At 70.0% G+C, this 26,260-nt stretch carries 23 protein-coding genes and 4 pseudogenes; 12 read left to right on the top strand and 15 right to left on the bottom strand.

Annotation, left to right across the window (positions count from 1 at the left end; all coding sequences use genetic code 11):
- Nucleotides 1-231 precede the first annotated feature (231 nt).
- Nucleotides 232-951 (bottom strand): IS6 family transposase, encoded by a 720-nt coding sequence (locus DIZ27_RS32405; protein WP_109381985.1) that lies wholly within the window; start codon nt 949-951, stop codon nt 232-234.
- Nucleotides 952-1,039: 88 nt separating this feature from the next.
- On the opposite strand from DIZ27_RS32405, the pseudogene DIZ27_RS32400 reads away from it, so the two are divergent.
- A pseudogene (locus DIZ27_RS32400) lies at nt 1,040-1,336 on the top strand (transposase); the annotation flags it as partial.
- Between the two features lie 88 nt (nt 1,337-1,424).
- Here the strand turns inward: DIZ27_RS32400 and DIZ27_RS32395 are convergent.
- The 5 genes from DIZ27_RS32395 to DIZ27_RS48890 all read right to left on the bottom strand — a co-directional run bounded on the left by DIZ27_RS32395 (nt 1,425) and on the right by DIZ27_RS48890 (nt 7,128).
- Nucleotides 1,425-3,827 (bottom strand): CaiB/BaiF CoA-transferase family protein, encoded by a 2,403-nt coding sequence (locus DIZ27_RS32395; RefSeq protein ID WP_109381984.1) that lies wholly within the window; start codon nt 3,825-3,827, stop codon nt 1,425-1,427.
- Nucleotides 3,824-4,990, bottom strand: a complete 1,167-nt coding sequence (locus tag DIZ27_RS32390) for an aromatic ring-hydroxylating dioxygenase subunit alpha (protein WP_181383787.1) — start codon at nt 4,988-4,990, stop codon at nt 3,824-3,826. The genes DIZ27_RS32395 and DIZ27_RS32390 overlap by 4 nt, the downstream gene beginning before the upstream one ends.
- 308 nt (nt 4,991-5,298) lie before the next feature.
- A complete protein-coding gene (locus DIZ27_RS48900; protein WP_375232028.1) occupies nt 5,299-5,544 on the bottom strand; it encodes a DUF2889 domain-containing protein in 246 nt (81 codons plus the stop codon).
- A 33-nt stretch (nt 5,545-5,577) separates the two neighbouring features.
- A complete protein-coding gene (locus DIZ27_RS48895; RefSeq protein ID WP_258308641.1) occupies nt 5,578-6,075 on the bottom strand; it encodes a transposase in 498 nt (165 codons plus the stop codon).
- Nucleotides 6,076-6,504: 429 nt separating this feature from the next.
- Nucleotides 6,505-7,128: a transposase gene (locus tag DIZ27_RS48890; protein ID WP_375232027.1), complete on the bottom strand. Its 624-nt coding sequence runs from the start codon at nt 7,126-7,128 to the stop codon at nt 6,505-6,507.
- A gap of 196 nt (nt 7,129-7,324) precedes the next feature.
- On the opposite strand from DIZ27_RS48890, the gene DIZ27_RS47630 reads away from it, so the two are divergent.
- From DIZ27_RS47630 to DIZ27_RS32340, 7 genes and pseudogenes are all read left to right on the top strand, one after another.
- Nucleotides 7,325-7,456, top strand: a complete 132-nt coding sequence (locus tag DIZ27_RS47630; protein WP_258308640.1) for a hypothetical protein — start codon at nt 7,325-7,327, stop codon at nt 7,454-7,456.
- A 121-nt stretch (nt 7,457-7,577) separates the two neighbouring features.
- Complete coding sequence (locus tag DIZ27_RS32370; protein ID WP_109381981.1) at nt 7,578-7,808, top strand: hypothetical protein; 231 nt, start codon at nt 7,578-7,580, stop codon at nt 7,806-7,808.
- 237 nt (nt 7,809-8,045) lie between these two features.
- Complete coding sequence (locus DIZ27_RS32365) at nt 8,046-9,602, top strand: GMC family oxidoreductase (RefSeq protein WP_109381980.1); 1,557 nt, start codon at nt 8,046-8,048, stop codon at nt 9,600-9,602.
- Nucleotides 9,603-9,988: 386 nt separating this feature from the next.
- Nucleotides 9,989-10,189 (top strand): hypothetical protein, encoded by a 201-nt coding sequence (locus DIZ27_RS32360; RefSeq protein ID WP_181383786.1) that lies wholly within the window; start codon nt 9,989-9,991, stop codon nt 10,187-10,189.
- Nucleotides 10,190-10,591: 402 nt separating this feature from the next.
- Complete coding sequence (locus tag DIZ27_RS32355) at nt 10,592-11,167, top strand: XRE family transcriptional regulator (protein ID WP_258308639.1); 576 nt, start codon at nt 10,592-10,594, stop codon at nt 11,165-11,167.
- Nucleotides 11,168-11,315: 148 nt separating this feature from the next.
- A complete protein-coding gene (locus DIZ27_RS32345; protein ID WP_109381979.1) occupies nt 11,316-11,762 on the top strand; it encodes an ATP-binding protein in 447 nt (148 codons plus the stop codon).
- Nucleotides 11,763-11,795: 33 nt separating this feature from the next.
- Nucleotides 11,796-12,318, top strand: a pseudogene (locus tag DIZ27_RS32340) (IS6 family transposase); the annotation flags it as partial.
- A 2-nt stretch (nt 12,319-12,320) separates the two neighbouring features.
- Here the strand turns inward: DIZ27_RS32340 and DIZ27_RS32335 are convergent.
- From DIZ27_RS32335 to DIZ27_RS46050, 3 genes and pseudogenes are all read right to left on the bottom strand, one after another.
- Nucleotides 12,321-12,566, bottom strand: a pseudogene (locus DIZ27_RS32335) (IS110 family transposase); the annotation flags it as partial.
- A gap of 222 nt (nt 12,567-12,788) precedes the next feature.
- Nucleotides 12,789-14,318 carry an FAD-dependent monooxygenase gene (locus DIZ27_RS32330; protein WP_109381978.1) on the bottom strand — a complete coding sequence of 510 codons (1,530 nt, stop codon included), beginning with the start codon at nt 14,316-14,318 and terminating at the stop codon, nt 12,789-12,791.
- Nucleotides 14,319-14,428: 110 nt separating this feature from the next.
- Nucleotides 14,429-14,602 (bottom strand): hypothetical protein, encoded by a 174-nt coding sequence (locus DIZ27_RS46050; protein ID WP_181383785.1) that lies wholly within the window; start codon nt 14,600-14,602, stop codon nt 14,429-14,431.
- A 340-nt stretch (nt 14,603-14,942) separates the two neighbouring features.
- Between DIZ27_RS46050 and DIZ27_RS32325 the strand changes: the two are divergent.
- From DIZ27_RS32325 to DIZ27_RS32310, 4 genes and pseudogenes are all read left to right on the top strand, one after another.
- Nucleotides 14,943-15,107 (top strand): annotated as a pseudogene (locus DIZ27_RS32325) (pirin family protein); the annotation flags it as partial.
- Between the two features lie 809 nt (nt 15,108-15,916).
- A protein-coding gene (locus DIZ27_RS32320; RefSeq protein ID WP_109381977.1) for an IS5 family transposase occupies nt 15,917-16,758 on the top strand; the annotation gives its coding sequence in 2 pieces (ribosomal slippage) (nt 15,917-16,301 and nt 16,301-16,758; 843 coding nt in all).
- Nucleotides 16,759-17,085: 327 nt separating this feature from the next.
- Nucleotides 17,086-18,084 carry an IS110 family transposase gene (locus DIZ27_RS32315; RefSeq protein ID WP_109381976.1) on the top strand — a complete coding sequence of 333 codons (999 nt, stop codon included), beginning with the start codon at nt 17,086-17,088 and terminating at the stop codon, nt 18,082-18,084.
- 593 nt (nt 18,085-18,677) lie between these two features.
- The gene (locus DIZ27_RS32310; protein ID WP_109381975.1) at nt 18,678-19,097 is read left to right on the top strand and encodes a hypothetical protein; all 420 of its coding nucleotides are present in this window, start codon (nt 18,678-18,680) and stop codon (nt 19,095-19,097) included.
- On the opposite strand, the gene DIZ27_RS32305 is transcribed toward DIZ27_RS32310, so the two are convergent.
- The 6 genes from DIZ27_RS32305 to DIZ27_RS32280 all read right to left on the bottom strand — a co-directional run bounded on the left by DIZ27_RS32305 (nt 19,087) and on the right by DIZ27_RS32280 (nt 26,259).
- Nucleotides 19,087-19,890, bottom strand: a complete 804-nt coding sequence (locus tag DIZ27_RS32305; protein ID WP_109381974.1) for a helix-turn-helix domain-containing protein — start codon at nt 19,888-19,890, stop codon at nt 19,087-19,089. The two genes, DIZ27_RS32310 and DIZ27_RS32305, sit on opposite strands and share 11 nt — an antisense overlap.
- Nucleotides 19,891-20,309: 419 nt before the next feature.
- Entirely contained in the window at nt 20,310-21,479 is a 1,170-nt protein-coding gene (locus tag DIZ27_RS32300) for a hypothetical protein (RefSeq protein ID WP_109381973.1), read from the bottom strand.
- A 124-nt stretch (nt 21,480-21,603) separates the two neighbouring features.
- On the bottom strand, nt 21,604-22,638 hold the full coding sequence (locus tag DIZ27_RS32295; RefSeq protein WP_109381972.1) for a 2-hydroxyacid dehydrogenase: 1,035 nt from the start codon (nt 22,636-22,638) through the stop codon (nt 21,604-21,606).
- Nucleotides 22,635-23,258, bottom strand: a complete 624-nt coding sequence (locus DIZ27_RS32290) for a histidine phosphatase family protein (RefSeq protein WP_109381971.1) — start codon at nt 23,256-23,258, stop codon at nt 22,635-22,637. The genes DIZ27_RS32295 and DIZ27_RS32290 overlap by 4 nt, the downstream gene beginning before the upstream one ends.
- Nucleotides 23,255-24,751: an FGGY-family carbohydrate kinase gene (locus DIZ27_RS32285; RefSeq protein ID WP_109381970.1), complete on the bottom strand. Its 1,497-nt coding sequence runs from the start codon at nt 24,749-24,751 to the stop codon at nt 23,255-23,257. The genes DIZ27_RS32290 and DIZ27_RS32285 overlap by 4 nt, the downstream gene beginning before the upstream one ends.
- Nucleotides 24,748-26,259, bottom strand: coding sequence for an FGGY-family carbohydrate kinase (locus DIZ27_RS32280; protein ID WP_109381969.1), 1,512 nt, complete (start codon nt 26,257-26,259; stop codon nt 24,748-24,750). Before DIZ27_RS32280 ends, DIZ27_RS32285 begins: the two co-directional genes overlap by 4 nt.
- Between the last annotated feature and the right edge of the window lies 1 nt (nt 26,260).

The raw sequence follows: 26,260 nt of genomic DNA, 5'->3' as shown, positions 1-26,260 counted from the left end.
TGACGGTGCCTGTCGCGAAGGCCCCTATCGGAACACGTCCCCTGCCCGGCGGCAGCACGCACCGCACCGAGCAGGTAGCCGACAGATCAATGCCAAGGCACACGGCCAGTCACGTTGCGAGTCAAGCCGCCGCCCGGAGCGGCACCCGATCATCCTCACAGTCACGTTGTTGGGTGCGTGACTGTCTGATGGCGCGTCGGGGCGTGGTGAGCCCGCGGCCCGGACCTGTGCTCAGGCCGTGGTGGGCAGGTTGGCAGCGCCGGTGATCTGGTCCCAGAGGGCGAAACGGACGGTCATCTCGGCTCGGTGGCCGGAGGCTGTCATCAGGTGGCGGTGGGGGCGGAAGTGCGGTGAGATGCCGCTGAACGCGGACAGGAAGCGCTGGGCTGCGCCGACGGAGCGGAAGCCCTTCATGACGCGTTCGCGCTGCCGGGTGGGCTGGTGGCTGTTCTCCGCCCGCTTGTTGAGGTACTTCGACTGCCGGTGCTCCACCGACGGCATGACCTCACGGTGGGCGGCGCCGTAGGAGCGCAGCTTGTCGGTGACGACCACCCGCGGCACCGCACGCGTCTTCTTCAGCAGGCGGCGGAAGAACCGCCGGACCGCAGCGGTGTCCCGCCGGTCCTGCACGAGGATGTCCAGGACGGTGCCGTCGGCGTCGACGGCCCGCCACCGGTACGTCAGCTCCCCATCGATCCTGACGAACACCTCGTCCAGGTGCCCTGTATCCCCGGGCCAGGGTCGGCGGCGGCGCAGCCCGGCGGCGTAGGCCTGGCCGGACGTGGCGCACCAGCGGCGGACCGTCTCATAGGAGACGATCACACCGCGCTCGGGCATCGGCTCCTCCACCTCGCGGAACGACAGCGGGAAGTGGAAGTACCGCCACACACAGTGGGAGATCACCTCGGCCGGGTACCGATGACCCTGGTACGACGGCGACGCGCTGTCCACGAACGGTCCCCCTCCACCATGACCAACCCGAAGGTCAGCCAACGTGACAGCACCTCTGAGCCCACTCGTGCAGGGCATACCGCCGATCCGCTCCCGGCGCGGCCGACGACACCGCAGACCGGGCAAGCTCCACGGCGACAAGGGATACGACTACAACCACCTGCGGCGATGGTTGCGCGGCCGCCGCATCACACCCCGGATCACACGTAAGGGAACCGACTCCAGTCGGCGGCTGGGCCGGCACCGCTGGACCATCGAACGCACCATGGCCTGGCTCGCTGGCTGCCGACGCCTCCACCGTCACTACGAACGCAAAGCCACCCACTTCCTGGCCTTCACCAGTATCGCCTGCACCCTCATCTGCTACCGCCGACTCACCAAATGAGATGACTTGTTACCCCGACGCGGCAGGGGCGCCCGCCGCCGGGCGGTGGAACCCCGTGGCAGCCGCGGCCCGCTGAGTCCGGACATCACTACTCGGGCTGCAGGATGCCCTCCGCCACCAGGGCCTCGACCTCCTGATCGGCCAGACCGAGCAGCGAGGCCGCGATCTCCCGGGTGTGTTCGCCCCGCACCGGAGCCGGCAGCAGCGGGGCGACTGGGACCGATGTGTACGTCGCGACCTGGAGGTTGGCCCGCAGGGTCATCGGCAGAGCGGGGTGCTCGAGGTCCGCGAAGGCACCGCGGGCGGTGAGCTGGGCATCGTCGAGCTGGTCGGGGCCGCGGGCCATCAGCCCAGCCGGGACGCCGGCCTGCTGCAAAGCGGCGATCGACTCCTCCCGGTCGCGGCGGATCAGCCACTGGGTGAGCACCCCGGCGGCCGCGGCCCGGTTCCTGAGCCGACCGGCCGCGTTCCCGAGGAGGGGATGGTCGGCGAGTTCCGGCCGGCCCACGACCCGGCACAGCCGTGCCCAGTCGTCGTCGTCTCGCACCGAGACCACGCACCACTCGTCGTCACCGGCGCACGGGAAGACACCCGACGGCGCCTCGGCCAGCGCGATGTTGCCCTCGGGGCCGACCGAGCCTGGCTGCAGCGACTCGGCGGCTAGGTGGCCACCGAGGTGGGTGAGTGCGACGTCGGACTGGGCGAGCTCGATGAGGCAGCCCCGGCCGGACTCCAACCGGGCGATCAGCCCAGCCAGCACCGAGACCGCAGCGACCTGGGAGGCGACGTGGTCGGGGTAGACGGTCGAGCCGTCGGCCGAGCCGTACTCGACGTCCGGGTAGGCCCAGAGCGCCGAAACACCACACGACGCACGAACCAGCGGGCCGTAGCCGAGACGCTTGCGCCACTCCCCCACGTTGCCGAACGCGCTCGCGTCGCAGATGACGATCCGCGGGTTGATCTCGGCCAGAATCTCGTGGGTGAGGCCGAGGCCGGCCAGTGTGCCGGGCTTGAAGTTGGCGACGACCACGTCCGCAGTGGCTACCAGCGAGCGGAAGATCTCGACGCCCCGGGGGCTACGCAGGTTCAGACCGAGTCCGCGCTTGTTGCGGTTGCCCCAGGCGAACGACGCCGCGAAGGCGCCCTCTCGTCGCGATTGCCGCAGTCCGTCCGGGTAGGCGGCGTTTTCCACCTTGATGACGTCGGCGCCGTTGTCGGCGAACTGGCGACCGAGCTCGGCGCCGAACACGTTGACACCGAGGTCGAGCACCCGCAGACCCGCGAAGGGCCGATCGCCGTCCGCGAGCTCCGGTCCGGCCGGCAACACGCGCGGGGGCCAGAAGTCGTCGGCACCGAGCACCACGTCGTCGTGCTCACCGAGCTCTGGGGACCGGGACCGGTGCCCGGCGCGGACGCCGTCGACGCGTACCTGGCCGGAGGGGGCCCGTGCGGTCACCCCGGGCGCGATCTCGACGTCCGCGAGGACGCCGGAGGTGACGAAGTGCGGCACGGTGAGCACGTCGGCGACATCGAGCACCTCAGCGATCGGGATGCCTCGCTCCGCACCCTCCTCGACGAGCTCGGCGCGGGTGTGCCGGTCGAAGAACTCCTGGATCACGGCATTGAGTCGCTCGGCGGCGTGGAAACGTGCCGGGATGGCGTCGAACTTCGGGTCGGCGAACTCCTCGGGCGAACCCAACCACTCGAACATCGCCCGCCACTGCCGCCGGGAGAGCAGGCAGGTACGCACGTGTCCGTCGGCGCAGCGGTAGACCGGGTAGTAGTTGCGCGAGTCGGGCCGGCCACGCGGGAAGGTGTCTGGTCGCGCCGCGGCCGCGGATCCCTGGGTCCCGAAGACCGGGTCGAGACCGTGCACCACGGCCTCGTAGACGGAGACGTCCACGGACTCACCACGGTGCGTTCGACGGGCCTGGTAGTGCGCCAGCAGCGCGGCCCAGGCGACGTGCGCGCCGGTGTGCCCCTCGACCAGACCCACCGGGGGCAGCAGCGGCTCGGCACCCGGGAACCCGGACCGCGACAACACGCCGCCCATCGCGTATAGGACGTGCTCGGTCGCCTGGAGGTCGCGGTAGGGACCGGTCTGTCCAAAGGCGCTCACCTGGACCACGACCAGGCCCGGCACCTCGGCGGTCAGTCGACCGGGCTCTAGACCCGCATCGGCGAGCCGTCCCGGACCCCAGCAGTCGACCAGGATGTCTGCTGCATCGACGAGGTCGCGCAGCTTCGTCATGTCGCAAACGTCCGCGGCGTCCAGCACCACACCCAGCTTGTTCGCGTTGTTCAGGTGCCACGCCCACCGGCTGATGTCACCCATGGGCGTGCGACGTCGCCCGGCCGCCCCCCCGGGCGGCTCGACCTTCACGACCTCGGCGCCCAGGTCGGTGAGAAGCCGGGTGCCGGAGTCCGCGAGCTCGCCCGCGAGCTCCACGACTCGTAGACCGGCGAGCGGGAGCTTGGCGGCTGCGCTCATGCGGGCTGCCCTGCCTCGGACTCGGCGAGCTTCCGCGCGAGCTGGCGGTGCAGGTGCTGCGGCCCGGCCTCGTTGCGGCCGTAGATGTACACGCCGCTGACCGCGAGGGCGTTGGCCTGGATGGTCTCCTCCATCGGCCAGTCCTCCTTGGTGGCGGCCTCCTCGAGGATCTCCCAGCTCTTCGCGATCCGCTCGGCCATCTTCTCGTCGTAGGTGTCGGGATCGGCGAGGAACCGGATGTGGATCGTGCATTCCGACGGCGAGTGGGACGATGGCCACGTCGTCCAGAACTCGATGTGGTGCGGGGTGATCGCGGCGTTGACGTTGGGGAAGACGAACATGCTCGAACCGACGTGCTTGTAGAAGCCCTCGACCTGGTCCTCCTCCCCGGCCTCGACCGCCTTCTCCAGGCGCATCCGCGGGGTGAACGACTGCATGTGCAGGCCGCTGGACTCCACCACGCAGGTGTTGGTCGAGATCAGCTTTCCGACGCCGTACGGGTGCAGGAACTTCGGGTGCAGGCTGTCCACGGCACCGTCGACAACGAGCTTCCAGTTCACCGGGACCGTGAACTGCTTGTCCAGCACCAGCAGCGACTTCTCGTAGTTGAACTCCCGGAAGCGTTCCTCCATGTCCGCGCCCAGGTACTCCGCCACGGTCTGCGGCTTCTCCCCAGGGTCCAGCGTGACCCACACCAGGCCGTGTCGCTCCTCGGTATGCACCTGGGCCAGGCCGTGTTCGAGGCGGTCCAGCGGCTCGAAGAACTGGGCATACGGGATGTGCCGCAGAGAGCCGTCACGGTCATAGGTCCAGCCGTGGTAAGAGCAGGTGAAGGCCCGCTTCTTTCCCGCCTCGCAAACCTCGACCCGTCCACCGCGGTGCTTGCAGATGTTGATGCTGGCGCCCACGCTGCCATCGCGCTGACGCACGATCAGCAGTGGAGTGCCCAGGACATCCCGGGTGACGAAGCTGCCCGGATCAGGCAGCTCTGAGTGGTGCGCGACGACCACGGGGACGGTCCGCATCAGCGCCAGCTCCCGGGCCGCATGCTCGTCGTCGGTGAAATGGGACGTCGGGACCCGAAGCTCGCTGTCCGCCAGGTGCGTCGTGTTCTCTTTGAAGTACCGGATCAGCGTCCCGAGCACCTGCTGGTGGTTGGACAAAGGTCCTCCTAGGAACGAACTCGCTCGAGAGAAACGGTGACGGCCATGTCGGCCAGACCATCTTAAACCTACGACCAGAAGTTTTACTAGATGGACAGGTGTGCAGTGGACGAGGTCGGAGTTGTTGGTGGCCGCGGCCGCCATCCCCGCCGCGAAGTCGGGGGCGGTCGGCGCCTCGGTGACGATGGATGTCAGTCACCCCCCAGGCTCCCTTACGACTTGGCAGGTCGCCTGGCGGTTCGGCTGGTGAGTGATCAGCAGGTGGCCGGGCGGACGGGCACCAGTTCGGTGCCGGTGCGCCGCAACGGTCAGCAGGAGAGTCGTCCCCAGGGCGGCCATGCCGTCATGGTCAATAATCTACAGTAATAAGTTTTCGGCCGACCGACGAGAAGCATCTCCGGCACCTCGCGCAGGGCCCTGGCCGCGTCAGTGAGATGCGTGCAGCCGTCCTCGCGGCGCAGGATGCCGGGGGCAGTCCGGCGCAGGTTCGCAAGAGGTACGCCCACCCGTCGGTGCAGATTGTCGGCCGCGAGCGGGCACTCCGGGATCGGCAGCGCTGCCCTTGCCGAAATCCTCGTCCGGGCAGGTCAGGCGGCATGCCCGTACGCGTGGAGAAGGCCGCCGAGGCGATCGCATCGTCGTACCCCGAGGCAGGCGATCTGGTCCGGATCGACGATCGACGCGGACAACGGGKTCAACGGGCGGGCGTTCGCGATGCCCCGATGGGGCCGGTGCACATGGTGGAAACGCTCGAATTCCCGCAGGGCGTGGAGCAGATGCCGCTGATCCCAGATCAAGGTCCGGTCCAGCAGCTCGCGCCGGCAGGTCTGCACCCAGCGTTCCATGACCGCATTCATCCGCGGCATCCGGACACCGCCGGGCACGACCTCGAGCCCCGCATCGGCGAGGACCGCGCCGGACAGGGCGGGGAACTTCCCGTCCCGGTCCCGGATCAGGAACCGCGCCCGGCAGCCGTCGTCCCCCAGTTCCATGACGAGACTCCTCGTGGCCGGCGCCACCCACGAGGCCGTCGGGTGCGCGGTCGCGCCCAGGATCCGGATCCGCCGGCCGGCCTGCTCGAGCACGGCGAACACGTACCGGCGTGCCCCGGTCAGGGTGACCGTCTCGAAGAAGTCGCAGGCCGGCAGCGCGTCGGCCGGGGGGGCGCAGGAAGCCGGCCCACGTGCCGGAGGTCCGCTCGGGCGCCGGGCCGCTCCCGGCCTCCCGCGGGATCTCCCAGACCGGGGAGGCGGCGACCGTCACGCCCGGCACCGGCAGCTCGCCGTGCAGGCGCCGGCAGCCCCACGTGGGATTCTCCCGTGCCGGGCGCAGYACCACGGCGCGGAGGGAGCGCACGGTGCGGGCCCGGGCGCTTCGGCCTGGACTGGGCGGCGTGGCGGCGGGCGACCGGGTCGCGGTGCCCACGGAGCACCGGGTCCGGCCGCACCGGCAGCCGCAGCCTGCGCGGCACGTCCCGCGGCAGCCGGTACGGCAGCGCCGCCGGCAAAGCCCGGTCACTCGGGCTGAAGCGCACCTTCTCCTTGCCGAGTGGGCGCTCCGGCACCGACAGTTGGTGGCGCAGGGCGAGGATCTCCATGTCCTTGTCCCGATCGCTCATCGACAGCAGGCGCGGCAGGGCGAATGCGTTCGCCCTGCCCAGGTAGGCCGGTCGCAGCAGCACGGTTGGTCATCATGCCGCGTTGATCGACAGCCGCGCGACGGCACGGACTCGACCGGCCGCACTCGACCTCCCGTACACCCCGCACGCCGGCTCCGACCAGGGCGGATGAGGTTATCGGCAAGCGCAGCGTGGAGTCGGTGCGCTGCCGCCCTCCGGAGGCGACCAGGCCCATCCCGGCCAGCTGTTCCAGGAGCAGGTCCAAGATCCTCTCCTCCAGACTGTGCGCCAGCAGTCGGTCCCGGAACCCGGTCAGCACCGTGTGGTCGAAGCCGGGGTCAGTCAGCTCCAGCCCGAGCAGGTACTTCACGTCGATCCTGGCCCGCACCGCGTGCGCGGCCTGGCGATCGGTCAGGTTCTCGGCGAACTGCAGGATGCTGACCAAGGCCAGCCGGTCAGGGGAGATACCGGGACGCCCCCGAACTCCGAAAGCCGCCTTGAACTCCTCGTCCTGGAACAACGGACCGAGACTGTCCCGGATCCTCAGCGCCAGGCAGCCCTTGGGGAACGCCGCCCGAGCCACGTCCCGCGTCCCGGCGGGGACCTCCGCTCCCGAGTCCGTCCCCATGGACACTGCGCCACCCCCGTTCCACGGCCGGACGCCCCGTGCACGCCCGTGAGTCACCGCTCCCCACACTCGTGGCTCCGGACGGCATATGCTGCATGATCACGACGACTTCGCCCAATTGGGCAACAGGGTCATCGAGGGCTGGTACAACTTGCACCGGCTGCACAGTAGCCTCGGCTACCGCAGTCCCGCCGACTACGAGGCCGCCTTGCTGGCCTGACCACCACACCGACGGTGCCCGCCAAAGCGGAGCAAGCTCAATCCTCCAACGGCTGGCACGCACCCGCACCGACGGAATCCTCTTCGGCGCACTCCAGTGCGGCAAGCGACCCTCCCCAGCGATGATCACCGTCTTCCTCGACGTCTTCCTTCGCCAGGCTCACACTTTGCTCCTGCCGGTCGTGCGGGCCTTCGCCCGCGAGGACCGTTACCCACGCCTGGGCGAGATCACGGTGCCCACCGTCGTCACGGTCGGCACAGCTGATCGCAGCACACCGCCGAACCACTCCGGCGCCCGGCCGCAGGGATACCGGGCGCGCGACCGGTCACCGTGCCGGACGCCGGGCACATGATCAACTGGGAAGATCCCATGCCCTGGTGGAGGCCATCGTCTTCCTGCACGAGGCCGAGGGAGCCGATTGATGCGCAGCGACCAGTGCGTCACCGGGCGGCGCTGCGATCGGTGGTCCGTGGCACAGCCACACCGCAGGAGTACGGCGTCGACAATGGCCGACAGCAGGGTGTCGTCCGCCCGCCGATGCGGCTTGAGTTGAGGGAGTCGAGCAGCCACATCGGGCGAGGGGGGACAGGTGTACGACTACATCATCGTGGGTGCCGGGTCGGCGGGGTGCGTGCTGGCCGGCCGTCTGACCGAGGACGAGAGGACGCGCGTTCTTCTCATAGAGGCCGGCCCGGTGGACGATGCCCCGGACATCCACGTTCCGGCCGCGTTCAGCAAACTCTTCCAGACGAAGTACGACTGGAATTACCTCAGCGAGTGCGAGCCCGGGTTGGACGGCCGCCGCCGCTACCTGCCCCGCGGCCGGATGCTCGGCGGCTGTTCGTCGATGAACGCGATGATCTACATCCGCGGCAATCGCCGCGACTACGACGCCTGGGCGGCGGCCGGCGCCGACGGGTGGAGCTGGCAGGATGTCCTGCCGTATTTCCTTTGCGCCGAGGACTTCACGGGAGCCGCGTCCCCGTGGCATTCCACCGGCGGACCGCTCACGGTGAGCGAGGGTCGTTCCCGGCATCCCTTGATGGACGCATACGTGGCGGCCGCTCAGGAGGCCGGACACCCCTACACCAGCGATTTCAACGGCCTCGAACAGGACGGCGTCGGCTATTACCACCTCACTCAGCGCGATGGTCTGCGCTGCAGCACGGCGGACGCGTATCTGCGGCCGGCCCTGTCCCGGCCGAACCTCGAGGTGCTGACCGGTGTTGAGTGCACCCGCGTGCTGCTCGACGGCGAGCGTGCGACCGGCGTCGAGGTGGACCGGGACGGCGAACTGCTGTGCCTGCACGCCGAAGGGGAGGTCGTGCTGTCGGCCGGCGCCTACAACTCGCCGCACCTGCTCATGCTCTCCGGTATCGGCCCGGCCGGTGAGCTGGCGGCCCACGGCATCACGCCCCGCGTCGATCTTCCAGTGGGGGAGAATCTGCAGGATCATCCGCATGTCGGTCTGTGCTACCTCACCGACACGGAGTCGCTGTTCACCGCCGGGACACCGGACAACGCGCGCCTGCTGGAGACCGAGGGCCGCGGCCCGCTCACCTCCAACGTCGGCGAGGCCGGCGGTTTCCACCGCACCCGCGAGGGACTCGACGCTCCCGACATCCAGGTGAACGCCGCGCCGGTGATGTTCTACGAGGAGGGCATCAGCCCCGTGACCGACCACGCCTTCATGGTCGGCGCGGTCCTGCTCGCCCCCACGAGCCGGGGCAAGATCTCCCTGCGGTCGGCGCTCCCCAGTGCCAAACCGCGCATCCTGCATAACTACCTGACCACCGAAGAGGACCGCGCCACGATGATCCGGGCCCTCCGGATACTGCTTGACATCGCCGACCGGCCCGGCCTGCGCAAGCACCGCCGCGCCGACTTCCGCGTACCGCGTTCCACGGACGACGTCGGCCTGCTCGACTTCGCCCGGCGCGAGTTGCAGACCCTCTACCACCCGGCGGGCAGCTGCTCCATCGGCCCCGTTGTGGACTCCCGGCTCAGCGTGCACGGCGTGAGGGGCCTGCGGGTGGTGGACGCCTCGGTGATGCCCACCGTGGTGCGGGGTAACACCAACGCACCCACGATCATGATCGCGGAAAAGGCGGCGGACATGATCCGCGGTCTCCCCGCGCGGGCGTGACCCTGACACCGGACTGGGGCAGCGGGCGGACTGCGCCCCTGTGGCGTAGTTCCTGGCAGTGAGCATCTCTTGAAGGCTGACTGCGGATTGCTCACTTCACGGAAGTCCGTCAAGCTCGGGCATGGCCGGTCGTCGGCGGTGCAGCCACGGCGTGTACCGGCCGCACCGGCGCGATGCCTGCCGGGCGGGCGGGGCATCGGTTCTCTGGCCGGGCGGCGGAGCGGGGAGGACAGCACCAAAGCGAGGAGGCGGGCGTCGGCCGCGGCTTCGGCCACTGATCACCAGCGCATACCGAGAGCGTCTGGGTGTGCTGTCCCGGGACGTTGGTGACAGACGACACGCCTTGAATGGTCCTCGAACGGGGCGAGGGGGCCTCTGGTTTCGGTGTGGATTGCGAAGTCCGCACCGACGCCCAGGAGGCCCTCCACGACGACAAGTTCGGCAAGGCCCCCGCCTGCCAGCTCCTCAACCGCGTCACCGTCAAGGGACCCGGCGACGCCACCGCCCGCGCCTTCAGCGACTACCAGGTGGACGTCCACCAGGCCGACCTGTCCGAGGGCGTTTCGCTCACCACCCTGACCGGATGACCGTCGCCTCCCGACAGGGCGGCGGTCGCCCTCCGGGGTGACCGAGGATCGCAACGCCGAAAAAAGCGGGCCTCGGCCTCGCCATCGTCTCTCTGGCGGTCGCCCTCTGGGACGACCGAGGGTCGCAACGTGTACCAGGAGTACGCCAACAGGGCCCGGACGCTCTGGCGGTCACCCTCCGGGGCGACCGAGGAGCGCAACCTGTCCCGGGCGTCGCAGACGACGAGAGGGGTGTGCTGGTGGTCGTCCTCCGGGGTGCGAATCTGCATCTCAATGTCACCGGTTTCTGTAATGGCGACACCAGTGCCCTCCAGCGCTGGTGTCCGGGCGGTGAGCTGGGAGGTTCGCCGTGCGGTGTGGGGTGGTGGTGACATCGGGGTGCGGTTTTTGCGGTGACGGCTCGTGAAGTTGCTGCAGGTCGCGGCGTGTCCTTCCGGTGCAGATTCGCACGGCCTCGAGCGGGCCGTACAGCAGGCGTTCACCCGCCCCATACCGAAGTCGGCCGGTGCGCAGATGCGTTACCTGGTCAAGCAGCTCAAGGGAACCCGAGCCGTGGCCGACGCCCTGGGCATCACCCAGCGCACCGTCGAGCGGTACATCAAAGACCAGATCCGCCGGCCCCGCGCCGACCTCGCACAACGCCTTCAGGACGCGGTCCGCGCCCGCCGGCAGCCCCGCATCCGCGCCCAGGCCCGGAAGCAGGCCGCCACCAGCACCGGCCTGGTCGTCGACACCCGCGCCCGGTTCGGTTTCACCGTCGCGCCCGGCACCACCGACGACGCCCGCGTCCGTCACCTCACCCTCGCCCTGCCCCCACAGCACGCGGCCCGCCTCTTCGCCGCTCAGGAGACCGGCGCCAGTGAGCGGCGGCTGTGTGACATCGCCCCCGCGCGTCCCTGGGCGCCACCTTCGAGGGGTCCGCTATCTCCGGCACGCCGATGGCTGTCTCGTCAGCCCGCGCGGTCGTCACCGTCGTGATGGCGCCCTGCCTGTCCCAGCGGCCTACTCGTCAGCCGATGAGACGCCGYATACCCCAGCTTTCGATGCGCATGCCGCCACGCGGGCGGCGTCGCGCGCCCTGTGAAGGGTAAACGCAACGAAGTGGAGCAGGCGGAAGGAGAACGCAGTGGAAGAATCATCGCTTCGTGCGGTGGGCTGGGCGCGGTCACTGCCGATCAACACCAGCCCCAAGGCGGCACGTGATTGGGCCCGTCGTCACATGCGGTCGCTGGCGTGGACCGACAGGGCACCGGAGACGGTGGACGCTGTTCTGCTGACCGTCTCGGAACTGGTCACCAACGCTCACGTGCACGCTCATTCGCCTGCCCAGATGGCGATGACCTGGGACGGGGAGTGCTTGCACGTCGCCGTCCACGACTCCTCCACGGCGCTGCCCAGCCAGCGCGCCGCGAGCAGCGACCGCATCGGAGGGCGGGGGATGCTGCTGGTCGACGCCCTGACCGACGGCTGGGAAGCTCACCCCTGTCCCCACGGCAAGACGGTCACCGCTTGTTTCCGCCCGCCGACCGAGACTCAGGAGGGCACTGTCACGTTGGCTGATGGCGCGGGATGATTTTCGGGTTGGTCATGCTGGAGGGAGTCGCCCGTGGAGAGTGCGTCACCGTCGTACCAGGGGCATCGGTACCCGGCGGAGGTGATCGCGCACGCGGTATGGCTGTACTTCCGCTTCCCGCTCAGCTTCCGCGAGGGGGGGAGGTCATGCTCGAGCGCGGTGTGACCGTCTCCTACGAGACGGTCCGCCGCTGGTGCGCCACGTTCGGGCAGACCTACGCCAACGCGCTGCACTGTCGGCGGCCTCGGCCCGGGGACACGTGGCACCTGGACGAGGTCTTCGTGAGGGTCAACGGTAGTTGGAGTACCTGTGGCGGGCTGTCGACCAGGACGGCATGGTGCTGGACATCCTCGTACAGGACCGGCGGGACACCGCTGCGGCCAGGCGGTTCTTCCGCCGCCTGCTGAAGAGGACCTGCTCGGTGCCACGGGTGATCGTTACGGACAAGCTCCGCCTCTACGGCGCGGCCCACCGAGAGGTCATGCCCTCCGTGGAAGACCGTGCCCACCAGGGCCTGAACAACCGGGCCGACAACGCCTTTATCGGCACCCGCAAGGTCCGGGTTGCCGGGTCGGCCAGGGCGGCGAACGCGGAGAGGAAGAAGGCCCGTTTGAGCTGCTCACCCCCTCTCCGCGAGGGTTGCTCGCCGCGGATCGACGAACCCGAACTGCGGGTCGCCGGGGCTAGACCCGCATAGGCGGCGAGGTGGGCAGCGGACGGAAAGCCGCTGCCGTCGCCGACGTCGATGAGGACCCGTGCTCCGGTCCTGACGCCGATGCCCGGCATCGAGGTCAGGACCTTGGAAGGAGACATCCGATGCGGTTGATCTGTCAAGCAGCAACAGGGAGTTGAGGGGCTTGGGCCATGGGGAATGTGGTGGCTTCCTCATAGTGGGTTCGTTTGGTCAGGCAGTGGTGGAGGCACCCGCACAGTCGCTCGGAGCCGGCCGCAACCGGACGTGCAGCCGGTACTCCGGCACAGGGTCTGCGGTTGGAGAGGCCACCGGCCGCATTGCGGCGGGTGGAATCAACGGCGGCCGATCGGCAACCAGCGGTCCAGGTAGGTCCGCAGGCCGTCCGTGCCGGCACCCCGTGCGACATAGCCCAGGTAGCCGTCGGGGCGAACGAGTCCCTGCGCGGTGCCCGGCCACGGGCTCTGCCCGCCGAGCCGGTGGACGGAGACCAGGCCGCCCCGCCCTTCCAGGATCGGGCAGAGCCGTTCGTCCGGCCAGAGGGGGGATGGTCCGGACAGCAGCAGGTGCCAGCCCGGCGCCGCCGTGCGTGCCTGCAGTCCGCGGGGCAGGTCGGGCAGCCGGTCCCCGGCTCTCGGCCCGCCCCCGGGCGGCCGTGAGCCGGCCGTGGAGGCGGGGCTGCGCCGGTAGTGGACGCCCAGTTCGGAGACGGTTCGAAAGAGCCGTCCGCGGATCTTGGCCGCGCGTAGCGCCAGTGGCGCCAGGCGCGGGGCGATGTGGGTACGGCCGACGCGGAGGGCGGGGTTACTGCTGGTGGCGATGGTGAAGGCGCGGTCGGTGAAGCGCAGCACGCTGTGGCCGACGGGGGCCCGCTCGGCCTCATACGTTGCCAGCAGTTCCTCGGGCGCCGCGCCCCGGCGGACGAGGGCGAGCTTCCAGCCGAGGTTGAGCGCGTCCTGGATGCCGGTGTTCATCCCCTGCCCGCCGGCCGGGCTGTGGATGTGGGCCGCGTCGCCCGCGAGGAAGCAGGGGCCGGAGCGGTAGCGGGCGGCGCCGCGGTTGTGGAGGCGGAAGTCGGTCATCCAGACCGGGTCACGCAGCGTCAGCCGCTCGCCGGTGTAGCGGTCGGCGATCTCCTGCAACAGCGGCAGGTCCACCTCGGCCTCCGGGGTGTCGGGCGGGCGCATCGCGAGCATGCGCCAGCCGGCTGGCGCGCCGAGCGGGAAGAAGAACACCATCCCCGCCCCGCTCATGTACGAATGCACGGAGTCCGACTCCAGCCCGTCGACCTCCAGGTCGGCGAGCAGGAACGTCTGCGGGTAGGCGTATCCCCCGAATCCGATGCCGGTCTGGCTGCGCACGGTGCTGTGGGCGCCGTCGCAGCCCACGACGTAGCGCGCCTCCACGGCCTCCTGCGAGCCGTCACCGCGGCGCAGCCGGCAGGCGACGGACGAGTCCGCCGCCTCCAGCCGGACCAGTTCGGTGCCGCGCTCGATCGTCACGTTCCGCGCGGCCAGGTACTCGGAGAGGACGCGCTCCGTCTCGGCTTGCGAGAGGAACAGCAGGAACGGGTACGCCGTGTCGGTCAGTCCGATGTCGAACAAGCGCAGCGCCACCACGTGGCGGGGCAGGTGGAGCCGCAGCCGCATCGCCGGGTTGCCCCGGGCAACCAGCTCGTCCGTCACCCCGAAGCCTGCCAGCGCCTCCAGGGTGCGGGGCTGGACGGCAAGCGCCCGTGACTCCCGCACCCGGTCGAGGCAACGGTCGACGATCCTGAACCGGGCCCCGTACGCGCGCAGCTGCGCGGCGAGGGCGAGACCGGTCGGCCCCGCTCCCACCACCAGCACGTCCAGCGGTGCCGTCATGAGTCCACGGTAGTGCAGACGAGACGCGCACGAGATCGTTCGGCGCGTACTACGTCGAGCCTGTGCCCCGCTACGACGAGAAGGGGGACCGGCGAGCGTCGCTGCTGCGGTCAGCGGGAGCGGCTGAGCAGGGACAGGACGTGCGTGGCGTCGCGTCCGACGCCGCGCAGTGACCTGATGACCTCCGGCAGATAACGGTAATCTCGGTACGATGGGGTGGTTGTTGCCGTCTTGGACTGCGCGGCCAGACTGGCGCCGTTGCCCTCCATGGTCTGAATGAACACCTTCGACCACCTTGTGGTCGAAGGTGTTCATCCGCTGCCCCCGTGGTGCCGCCTTCTTCGCGTTGTAGACCTCCGTCAACCGCGCAATCGCCTTGTCCTGGGTCGCGAACCCGGACTCCTTCACCTGTTTCCCGGCCGCAGACCGATACCGGAGCTTGTACGGGTGAGGGCACTTCGAGCACCGCGACCGCGGATGCTCACACTCCTTGAAGAACGACCCCACCCCACAAACCAGGACAGTGGCACTCACGGTGCTGACTCCTCCGGGACCGATGCTGACAGTTTGCTGACCGTCGGAGGTCCGGAACGCCGCTGACCTGCGCTGATGTGCGCAGGGTTCGTTATGTCCTGGAACTGGATCGGCCGGACCCAGGAGGAGATCGAACAGGCCCGCCGGGACTGGATGGAGGGCACCCGCTTCGGCGAGGTGAAGGGCTACGACGGCGCCCCGCTGCCCGCCCCCGAGCTGCCGCCGGTGCCGCTGAAGCCGCGCGGAAGGGTGCGCCGACCTGCGGAAACGGCTGACTGGTTGGTGACGGGTGGGCGACTCGCCGTCGTGTGTTGTCTCCCGTCCCTCCACCGCGTGGGGGAGGGACGCTGGACGTGCTGCAGGCCCCCTGCGCGGTGCTGGGCGATTCCACGGTGTGTCCGTCTGTGGGCAGCTGTGGCAGGACTCTTGCTGACCCTTTGCTCACTTTACTGACGAGTCGTCAGGTGTCGGCGGAGGTTCGTGTCGTACCTCCGCGGCGGTGTAGTGGCCATCGCCGGTTGGGCGGCCACCGCACGGATGCTGACCTGGCGGGTGGCTGAGTCACACTCCGGTGCGGGAACTCGGTACTCGGCCTGTCGGCTTGTGGGAATTCGACAAGGTGTGAGCGGCCGTAGGGGTGAGCGCTCTTGGCGCTGCCCCTTGGAGGGGGTGTCGTGGTGGAGTGCTCCCAGCAGGTTCTTCGTCTGCTGGTAGCACGGCGCTTGTGTGTCTCTGACCTGTGTCGATGCCGTAAGTTGCTCCTGATGCGGCTTCGTTGGCCCATCAATGGTCCGGATCTTGGCTTCTCGCATCCGCCGATGAGGGCGAGAACTCCGGGCCCAGCTACAGCCGATGGGGGGCGGGGAGACACCTCCGCGTGCTTGGGGCCCTGTGGTGCGGCGGGAAGGACGGCGCTCAATGAGATATGCCTTTGGCGCGTGCCAGTACCACATGGCACAGGTGGTAAACACTGTCCGCGGGCGTCTAAGAGGACCTAACAAAATAGAACGTTTGCGCTAATCTGGAGATGTCGGTGCGGATCCGCTCTGACCAGGAGGTGCGCGATGTCCCGCCCCAAGCCCTGGGAAATCGACGACGACCTGTGGGCCCTGATCGAGCCGCTGCTGCCAGTGGTCGAGCGCCGGCCCGACCATCCGGGCCGCAAGCGACTGGACGACCGCAAGGCCCTGCAGGGCATCCTGTTCGTGCCGGCCACCGACATCCAGTGGGAGTGGCTGCCACAGGAACTGGGCTTCGGCTCGGGCATGACCTGCTGGCGCCGGCTGCGGGACTGGAACCAGGCCGGCGTCTGGCAGCAGTTGCAGGCCATCCTGCCGGCCAAGCTGCGCGGCGCGAACCAGCTGGACTTCTCCCGCGCCGCCATCGACGCTCCCCCTGGCTTCGCCGGGGGCACCCCCACCCACGTGCGTGCCCTGCGGGGCGGCCCAAAACCGGCCCGAGCCCGGTCGACCGCGCCCGGCCGGGCTCGAAGCACCACCTGATCACCGATGCGCGCGGCACTCCGCTCGCGGTCTCGCTCACCGGCGGCAATCGCAACGACGTCACCCAGCTCATGCCGCTGCTCAAGGCGATTCCCGCGGTCCGCGGCCGCCGCGGGCGTCCCCGGTTCCGGCCGCGGCGGCTGTACGCCGACCGCGGCTACGACCACGACCGCTACCGCAGCATGGTCCGCACCCTGCGCATCACCCCGGTCATCGCCCGCCGGGGGCAGTCCCACGGCTCGGGCCTGGGCGTCCACCGGTGGGTGGTCGAACGCGGCCTGTCGTGGCTGCACGGTTTCCGGCATCTGAGGATCCGTTGGGAGCGCCGGGACGACATCCACGACGGCTTCCTGCAGTTGGCGGTCTGCCTCATCCTGTACCGGCGCGTCCGAGCACTCTGTTAGGACCTCTAAGGCCGCTCGGACCACGACAGGACAGCCTTCGGCCGACCATGCCGGCGCCCTCGGACCTGGTCCAGGGTCACAGGGCACGCCGGGCCGGTGGCGGTGCCGTGCGGGTGGATGACTTACACGTTCCGCCCCGCCACGACCGCGGTGGCAGTCACCCGGTCAGCAAGCCGGGACGCTCCCGCGCCCGATGCTGACCATTTGCTGACCTGAACAGTCTCACTACGCCTTTGACCTGACCCTATAAGGGCCGGGCCCCCTTCCCTGCTCAGCCCGGCGGTACCTACTGTCCGGGTATGTACGGGCTCGGGAAGGAGGCCCTCAATGTCTGTCTACGTCGGTATCGACGTGCACCGCAAGCGTTCGCAGATCGCCGTGGTCGAGGACGACGGTGCGGTGCAGGTCAACCGGAATGTGCCGAACGGGGTCAAGACGGTGCTGTCGGTGATCGGAGATCTGCCGATCGGTGCGCCGGTGGCCTTCGAGGCCGCCTACGGGTGGGGGTGGCTGGTGGAGCTGCTGGAGGACTACGGCTTTGAGCCGCACCTGGTGCATCCGCTGCGGTGCAAGGCGATCGCCTCGGCGCGGTTGAAGAACGACAAGGTGGACGCCGCGACCCTRGCTCAGCTGCTGCGGGCGGATCTGCTGCCGGAGGCATGGATCGCGCCGCTGGACGTACGGCAGCAACGCGCGTTGTTGCGGCACCGCTGCCRGCTGGTGCGGCTGCGGACCCGGCTGCGCAACCGCGTCCACGCCGTTCTGGCGGACCACGGCTGCGACCGGCCCGGCAGCTGCTTCACCGCCCCGGGGCGGGCCTGGCTGGGCGGCCTGGAACTGCCGGACGTTTCCCGTCGCGTGATCGACGATCTGCTGGGCCTGATGGACGTCCTCAAAGAGCCGATCGACGCCCTCGACCGGCAGCTGCTCGCGCAGGCGCGGGGCGACCCCCAGGTCAAGGCGCTCACCCGGCTGCCGGGGGTCGGCACGCTCACCGCCTTGATGATCGTGGCCGAGGTCGGGGACATCACCCGCTTCCCCTCCGCGCGCAAGCTCGCCGCCTGGGCCGGGCTGACGCCCACCGTCCGCGGATCCGATCGAACCGTGCGGCACGGCCACATCTCCAAGCAGGGCKCGCCCTGGCTGCGGTGGATCTTGTGCGAGGCCGCGCAGAGTGCGAAGCGGTCGCCGGAATTCGCCGCCGCCTACCAGAGCCTCGCCCACCGCCGCGGCAAGAAGATCGCCACAACGGCGGTGGCTCGCCGACTGCTCACGCGTGCCTATCACCTACTGCGCGCCGTGCAGGATCAACAGGGGGTGCGATGACAGCAGCCGATGACAACCGCCAGGGGCGGTCGCAGACCCCGGGTGAGCTCGCAAAGCTGCATGAGACGGCCCGATGGCCGCGCTCGATGACCTGACTGAGCAGCCCGGATCCCCGCACCATGGTCATGGCGCCGGCCTGTGCGGCCGGATGCCGAATGGGTGTTTGTGAGACCACTCCGCCGACCAGCACGGACTCCGGGGATCGCAACGACCGTATCCGCGAACATCCGTGACGCTTCCTCGGCCCCATTGTCGGCCGCCGCTCGTCGGCCTCCAGCTCGTTCGTCCTCGCCCCGCTCGTTCCTCGCGGGGCTCCGGGCGCTCCAACTGGACCCCTCCCACGCGGCGGCCCCGCAGACAGACACGAGGAAGAGCCACGAGGAAAACGCCCCGGCATCCCACCGAAAGCCGCAGGCGGGGACCGTCTGCGCCCCTTGACAGGCCCGGCCCTCATGGGTGCTTCATTACCTCAGTGGTAATCGACCCTTCGTGCGGAACCGGGCAAGGTGGGAGTCACCGTGGCCCGGGCGGCGCACTCCGCCCGGGCACGGCCCCCTGACCAGCGTTTTCGACCTCGACGGAGGCTGATCGGCATGTCCGCCACCACCCTGCTCGGCACGCTCTCCCGCACCGACCGCCCGCAGACCATGCTGCGCCGCTTCCTCGCCCTCGACGCCGTCGTCACCGGTGCCAACGGACTGGTCTACCTGATCGACTCGAAGCCGGTAGGCAACCTGCTCGGCATCGGATCCGGTCTGCTGTTCGAACTCGGCGTCTTCCTGGTGCTGTACGCCGCAGGGGTCGGCTTCCTCGCCACGCGGAAGCAGCCGCCGGCTCTCGCCGTGAAGGCGGTCATCGACGCCAATGTGCTGTGGGCCGTGCTCAGCATCGTCGCGATGGTCGCCTGGTTCTCGCCGACGACCGCGGGTGCCGTCTGGATTCCCGTGCAGGCCATGACCGTCGCCGGTTTCGGTGTGCTCCAGTTCCTCTCGCTGCGTGCCACTACGGCTTGAGGGATTGCAGATACTCGACTGTCGCCGAGTCGGCCGGGAGGAACGCCTCGATGGCCAGTTCGGCGACCGTCACGTCCATCGGAGTGTTGAAGGTCGAGATGGACGAGATGAAGGACAGGGTCCGGCCGTTGTGCTCGAGCCGGAGCGGCAGTGCGAAGTACGGAGTGGACTCCTTCGGGTGGCTGCTGCGGTCCCCGGTCCCCGGCAGCGGATAAGCGGCCACCTCGTCGTACAGCGCGCGCAGCGCCTCGGATCTGGCCAGTGCGATCTGACGCTCCATCTGGGCCAGCAGATGTCCGCGCCATTCCCGCAGATTGCGGATGTGCGGCGCCATTCCCTGCGGGTGCAGTGTGAGCCGCATGGCGTTCAGCGGTGGGGCGAGCAGATGCTCCGCCACCCCGTCCAGCATCATCATGATTCCTCGGTTGGCGGCGACGACGTTGTACGTTCCGTCGACGACCAGCGCCGGATACGGTTCGTAGCCCTGCAGCAGCCGCTCGATGCCCCTGCGCAGTGAGCCGAGCGCCGGATCGTGCAGCGGGGTCTCGGCGTAACGCGGGGCGTAACCGGCCGCCAGCAGCAGGACGTTGCGCTCCCGGACCGGTACATCGAGGTGTTCGGCCAGCCGCAGGATCATCTCCTCGCTCGGACGGGACCGGCCCGTCTCGATGAAGCTGATGTGCCGGGCGGAGGAGTCGGCACGCAGCGCCAGCTCCAGCTGGCTGAGCCTCCGCTGCTCCCGCCAGCCACGGAGCAGCGGACCTATTGAGGTGCCCAGAACGGCAGTTGACATGCCATGACGTTACCCTCACCGCACGGAAGACCCGAGGAAGTCCCGCCATACCCGTAGAGACGCTGTCGCAGAAGGACATCGAGGAACGGTTGCGCGAGAAGGCGTCGAAACAGCCCTTGACCTGCAAAAACGCAGGCAGGGAGCCTGACTTCAGGAGTAGCTTGGTGCTGCACACCATGCTGTGAAGTCCAACGTCTGGCATCTGGACATGTGCGCAGGTCAAGAAGATGCTGTGTGGGCCCAGGCCGGCAAGTGGTCGGCATGCGACCGGGCTGTGTCCCGTCGATGCTGACCTCAGGCCACAGCGCCCCCTCGGCGTCGACGACAGCCACGGGACTTCCTGCCCGTTCGCCGGACGCCGACCGACAGCAGATGGACGAACCGCGTGATGTCCCGTGGTCCGGCCCGGCGGAGTACCGTCAGCCGAGGGGTTCGAACGGCCCCGGAGTCTCGCCCGTCCAGCGGTGCAGACGGATCTCGCCCTCCTGCTTGAGGACGCCGTCCTCCTCCACGGCCCGGCCCTCCGCCACGTAGTAACGTCCGTCGCCCAACGCGTCGAACCCGTAGCTTCCGTGGAACTCCCAGCCGCGGATGCCGGTCGCGTCGTCGCGCAGGCCGGCCTCGCGGAGGGTGAGGAGGCTACCGGTCTCCGGCACGGGCTGTCCCTTGATCTCGCCGCGCACCGGCTCGGCGGAGCCGTCGACGGTGAAGAAGGAGTAGTTGGGGAAGCCTTCCTTCTTGCCCTTGTAGACCGCCATGATCCAGTTCCTGGTGTACGGGTCGTACTGGAGGTTCTGCACGCCGTAGGTGGTGTTGCCGGTGTGGACGAAGAACTTGCCGTCGTGGTGCTCGGGGCCGCTGTGGTGCGGGGCGTCCTGGGAGAGCGGTCGCGCGTACCTGCCCCAGGAGCCGATGTCGTACTCCAGGATCACCTGGTGGTCGTTGTCGGTCCGGCCGGTGTGGGAGTAGATGCCGTACGCGACCTTCAGCGTCTGCTTGCCGCCCCGCTTGCCGAACCCGGGACCGAACGACACGCCGTCGATGCCGCTGCATCCGTAGCGGTGGTCGGGGGTGTCGGCGGTGTCGCCGTCGAAGACTCCGTCGCCGTCCATGTCGGCAGTGAAGTCCGCGGTCACCTCGTGGAGATGGACCGCGGTCATGACGCCGTCCCGTTCGGCGTTCATTCCGACCCGGTCGATCTCGCGGCCGTCGAAGACGGCGATGTAGAACGATTCCGCCGCCTTGTACTCGAGCGATCCGTAGACCCTGCCGCTCCGGTCGTCGACGTCGATGTCACCGAGGTGGCCGGTGAGGCCCTCGACGGTCCCGACGACCTTGCCGGCGAGGTCGGTCTTGACCAGCTTCTGGGTGAAGGACCAGTAGACGAAACCGCGTCTGCGGTCCACGGTCACGCCTTGCACGTGGCTGGTCGGCCAGGCGCCGCCGTACACGGAGGAGGGCAGTTCGGGATGTCGGCCGCCGGGGGCGCCCGCGGCGGCGATGCCGGGGGAAGGGGAGGCGAGGAGGAGGGCAGGGACACTGATTCCGGCGAGGAGAACGGATCGGAACGTCCGGAGCTTGCCGCGCACGCGATGTCCTTTCCACGAGACAGTGAGTCGGGCTTCACCGGAGCGCCCCGCGACGTCCGACGGGTGAGGGGCGAGCACGGGGCGGACCGGTGGTGGCGGAGCCGGGTAACTCATCGTGTGCCGGTCAGGACCGGGTCCGCAACACCTCCGGGTTGGCGCAGTGGGCCGGGGCGCGGCCGGCCAGGAACCGGGCGACCTCACCGGCCACGAGGGCTGACGCGTTGTGGGCGGTCTGCTTGCCGGCGCCGGCCAGATGCGGGGTCATCACGATGTTGGGGGTGCGCCGCAGCCGGGAGCCGGCCGGGAGCGGTTCCTCGGGGAAGACGTCGAAGGCGGCGCCGAAGAGCCGGCCCTCGTCCAGGGCGTCGCAGACGGCGTCGTAGTCGAGCAGGGAGCCGCGGGCGCAGTTGACGAGTACGCCGCCGGGAGGCATGAGCCCGATCAGCTCGCGGGAGAGCAGCCCTTCGGTCTTCGGCGTGGCCCGGGCGTGCACGGTGACGAAGGAGGAGCGGCGCATGAGTTCGGGGAGGTCCACCCGGTCCGCCGGGGCCAGGCCGGCCTCGTCGGCGTACGGGTCGGCGACCAGGACACGGGCGCCGAATCCGCGGACGATACGGGCCACCCGGGAGCCGACGGCGCCGTGTCCCACGATGCCGACCGTACTGCCCTCCAGTTCGGGGCCGACGCTGTCGTAGCGGTAGTAGTCGCCCCGCCAGACGCCTGCGGCGAGGTCCTGGTGGGCGGCGGGGACACGGCGGGCGGCCGCCAGCATCAGGGCGACCGTGTGCTCGGCGGTGGCGGCGGCGTTGCGGCCGGGGGCGAAGGTGACCGCGACACCGTGCCGGGTGGCCGCCGCGAGGTTGGCGTTGACCGGGCCGCCCCGGCCGACGCAGAACAGGCGGAGCCCGGGGCTCGCACCGAGGACCCGTTCCGTCAGCGGTGCCATCTGGGTGACGCAGATCTCCACACCGTCCAGCGCCTCGATGAGCTGATCCTCGGTACCGGAGGCCTCGTGGACCTCGGCCACCGCGCCGAAGGGCTCGACGGGCCAGGGCAGGGTGAGTTCACGGAAGGTGGCGTCGGGTGCGACCGGCCGCAGGTGGTCGATGAACAGGGAGCTGCGGACGAAGTGGTCGCCTGCCGCGAGGATCGTGGTCAATCGGGTACTCCTGGGGTCACGTGCTGGTTCAGCGCCAGCAGCGAGGGTGTGCCGTCGTGGAGGATCAGTTCGTTCAACGCGCAGTTGGCCAGGTAGGGGAAGACGCAGCGGTAGTCCCGCAGCGGGAGACCGAGCAGTCGGCAGAGGGTGAGCCGGATCGCGGTGGAGTGGGCCACGACGAGAATGCGTCCTTCCCGGTGACCGGCACGCAGGCCGGCGAGGAAGTCGGCGTAGCGTTCGCCGACGGCGACGGGATCCTCTCCCTCCGGGAAGTGGCTGCCGACCGGGTCGGCCTCGAAGGCCTTGAGCACGCCGGGCAGGCGCTCCCGCATCTCGGCGCGGGTCATCCCCTCGGCGATGCCGAAATCGAGTTCGCGCAGCCGGGGTTCGACCATCAGTGGCAGACCGGCGCGGGCCGCGCTCCCCTCCGCGGTCTGCCGGCAGCGTCGCAACGGGGAGGACCAGACCGCCGTGAGATCCGTCCGCCCCGCCCAGGAAGCGAGCCGGGCGGCCTGGGCGTGGCCGTGCTCGGAGAGATCGATGTCGGTGACCCCGGCATAGCGGTTCTCGTCGTGCCAGACGCTCTCTCCGTGCCGGACGAGGAAAACATGGAGGCTCATGGTGCGGTCCTTTCTCGTGCGTGGGCCGAGACGGTCTCGGGCAGCCAGCCACGCTGGACCAGCAGATCGAGCAGCCGGGCGTAGCCCTCGTCATGGGCGGATCGATGCGCGGACCGCGGCTCCAGAACCCGGTCGGGCCGCACCATCGCGGCGGCGGCACCGTCCAGAGAGCCCGGAGCCCCGCAGGCAGAGGCGGCGAGTACGGCCATGCCGAGTGCGGGCTGGGCACGGCGGGGCAGGGACAGGGGCCGGCGCAGCACATCGGCGCGGAGCTGGTTCCACACCGGGTTGCGGGTCGCGCCGCCGGTGAGGACGACGGCCCCGTCGGTGGGGGCGCCGAGCAGGTCCAGATAGTCGAAGCAGAGGCGTTCGAGGTACGCGACGCCCTGCATCAGTGCGGCGAAGTCCTCGGCGCGGCCCGCCGGTTCCCGGCTGCTGAACGCGACGGCTTCCGGGGCGACGAAGGGGAACCGCTCCCCGGGCGAGACCAGCGGATAACGCAGCAGCCCGGTGGGCAGCAGGGGAGCCGCCTCGTCGGTCAGCCGGTCCAGGGCCGAGCCGGCGAACTCTCGGGCGACCAGGCCCGCACCGGTGCTGGAGGCACCTCCGGGCAGCCAGTGGCCGGAGGGGGAACGGTGGGAGTAGACGACACCGTTCGGGTCGTGCAGCAGGTCCTCGGTGACCCCCTTGAGGACGAGCGTGGTGCCGAGGACCGAGTTCCAGCTGCCGACCGCGGTCGCCCCGGAGCCCAGTTGGGCCGCACAGCCGTCGGTCATTCCGGCGACCACGGGAATTCCCGGGACGAGCCCGCACTCCGCCGCGGCACCGGCGCAGACCTCGCCGATCACGGTGCCGGGCACCACCAGGCCGGGCAGGATCCCGGTGGGGATCCCCAGCGCGGCGAAGACGTGTCCGGGCCAGGCCACCGCCGCGGCGTCAGCCCCGGACTTGAGGGCGTTGCTGGTGTCGGTGGGTACCTCGTGCCCGACGAGCCTGCGGTTGATCACGTCGTTCTGGTGGGCGAGGCGCCAGCCGTCCGTCAGCGCGTTCGGGTACCGGTCGAGCAGCCAGCGGAGCTTGGGAAGCCCCCAGGAACGCTGCATCCGCCGGTAGCCGGCCTTGGTCCACTGCTGTTCGCCGAGCGCGTTGACCTGCTCCGCCTCCACGGTGGCGCGGCCGTCGTCGTACATGAGGCCGGGGACGACACACCTGCCGTGCCGGTCGGTCAGTGTGAGGGTTCCGGAAGTCGCGTCGACGGCCACGGCCCGGATACGACGCGGGTCGGCGCCCGTGGCGCAGGTCTGCCCGACGGCCGAGCAGACCGCACGCCACCACTGTCCCGGGTCCTGTTCATGGCGTTCGCCCCGCCGGTGACTGGTCAGCGGCGACGACCCTGTGCCGAGCAGCCGGCCGTCCGAGGTCACGGCGACCGCGCGGACTCCCTGCGTGCCCAGGTCGATGCCCAGCCACACGTCCGGGCCGGCGCCGGTCATGCGCCGGCTCCGCCGTCGAGGCCCGCGCCGCCGCGGCCGAGCGCCCAGATCGGGCGGTGCAGCTCCCGCAGCCGCAGGAACTCCGCATAGCGCTCGCCCAGGGCCCGGCCCTTGGCGGGATCCGGCTCGAGGGTGGCGGAGATCCGCACGTGCCGGGCCACCGCGGTGGCGAAGTCCGGCTCGCGGCCGGTCGCGACCATGCCGGTCAGCCAGGCACCGCGGGCTCCGGTCTCCGTGTCGGCGGGAATCGCCACCGGCAGGCCGACGACATCCGCGATCAGTCGCGTCCAGTACGCGCTCCGGGCGCCGCCGCCGCTGAGGGTCAACAGCTCCGGGGTGGCCGCGGAGGCGGCGAGGCAGTCGCGGATGGCCATGGTGACGCCCTCCACGACCGCGCGGGCCACGTCCTCCCGGCCGCTGTCCAGGGACAGACCGGACAGGGAACCGCGGGCCGCCGGATCGAAGAACGGGGCGCGTTCCCCGGCTGAGGAGACATAGGGCAGGAACCGCACTCCGGCCGTGTCGTCGGTGCCGCGCTCGGCCAGGGCCATCAGGTCGGTGACCGAGGCGAGCCCGAGAAGCCGTGCGCCCCAGTGCAGCATGTCGCCGCCGCTCATGGTGGGGAAGGCGCGCAGATAGTGCCCGGGGACGCCCAGGGCGACGGTGATGCCCACCGGCTCGTCGGTGAGCACACAGTCGGCGGAGTCGGTGACGACCTCGGTGGACAGCGTGGTGCCGAGCACGGTGCAGGCCCGGCCGGTGCTGACCGCGCCGGAGCCGATGGCGGTGGCGCAGATGTCGTAGGGCGCCAGCACCACCGGTATGCCCGCGGGCAGCCCCGTCTCGGCGGTGGCGGTGGCGCTGAGCGCGGTCACCCGGTGGTCGTCGTCCCGGAGCGGGGGAAGCAGGTCACGGGCCCACTCCACGCCGTACAGCTCGAACAGCCGCTCGGACCAAGTGCGTCGCCCGATGTCCAGGAAGGGTGCCGATGCCTCGGACTCGTCCACGGCCGCTTCCCCGGTGAGCTTCAGGAAGAGCCAGCCGCCGCAGGTCAGCAGGTGGCGGGAGCGGCGCGTCCGGTCCGGGGCGTGCTTCCGCATCCAGGCCAGTACGGCGTTGGGCATGCCGGTGGACAGCCGGGAGCCGCAGATCCTGAAGGCCTGCTCCAGGGTGCCGTCGCGCTCCCACCCGGTGACCAGGTCGGCGGCCCGTCCGTCGTTCCACAGCACGGCGGGCCCGGTGGGGCGGCCCCGGTCGTCGACGAGCCATGCTCCGTCGCCCTGCCCGGTGACGGCGACCAGTTCGGGCGGCTCGGGTAGCGCGGCCACGACTTCGCGGGTGGCGGAGGCGACCGCCCCCCAGACGTGGCCCATGTCCTGCTCCGCCCAGCCCGGCCGGGTCCTGAGCACCTGGGTCGGTCGGTGACTGACGGTCAGTTCCGTTCCGTCCGAGCCGTATCCGACGACCTTGACCATGGTGGTGCCGGCGTCGATGGCCAGCGACGTCATG

It is taken from the genome of Streptomyces sp. NWU339 (genome assembly GCF_003143855.1).
Lineage (GTDB): Bacteria > Actinomycetota > Actinomycetes > Streptomycetales > Streptomycetaceae > Streptomyces.
The sequence above is the reverse complement of the archived record's forward strand: the minus strand, read 5'-3'. Positions and strand labels throughout refer to the sequence as shown.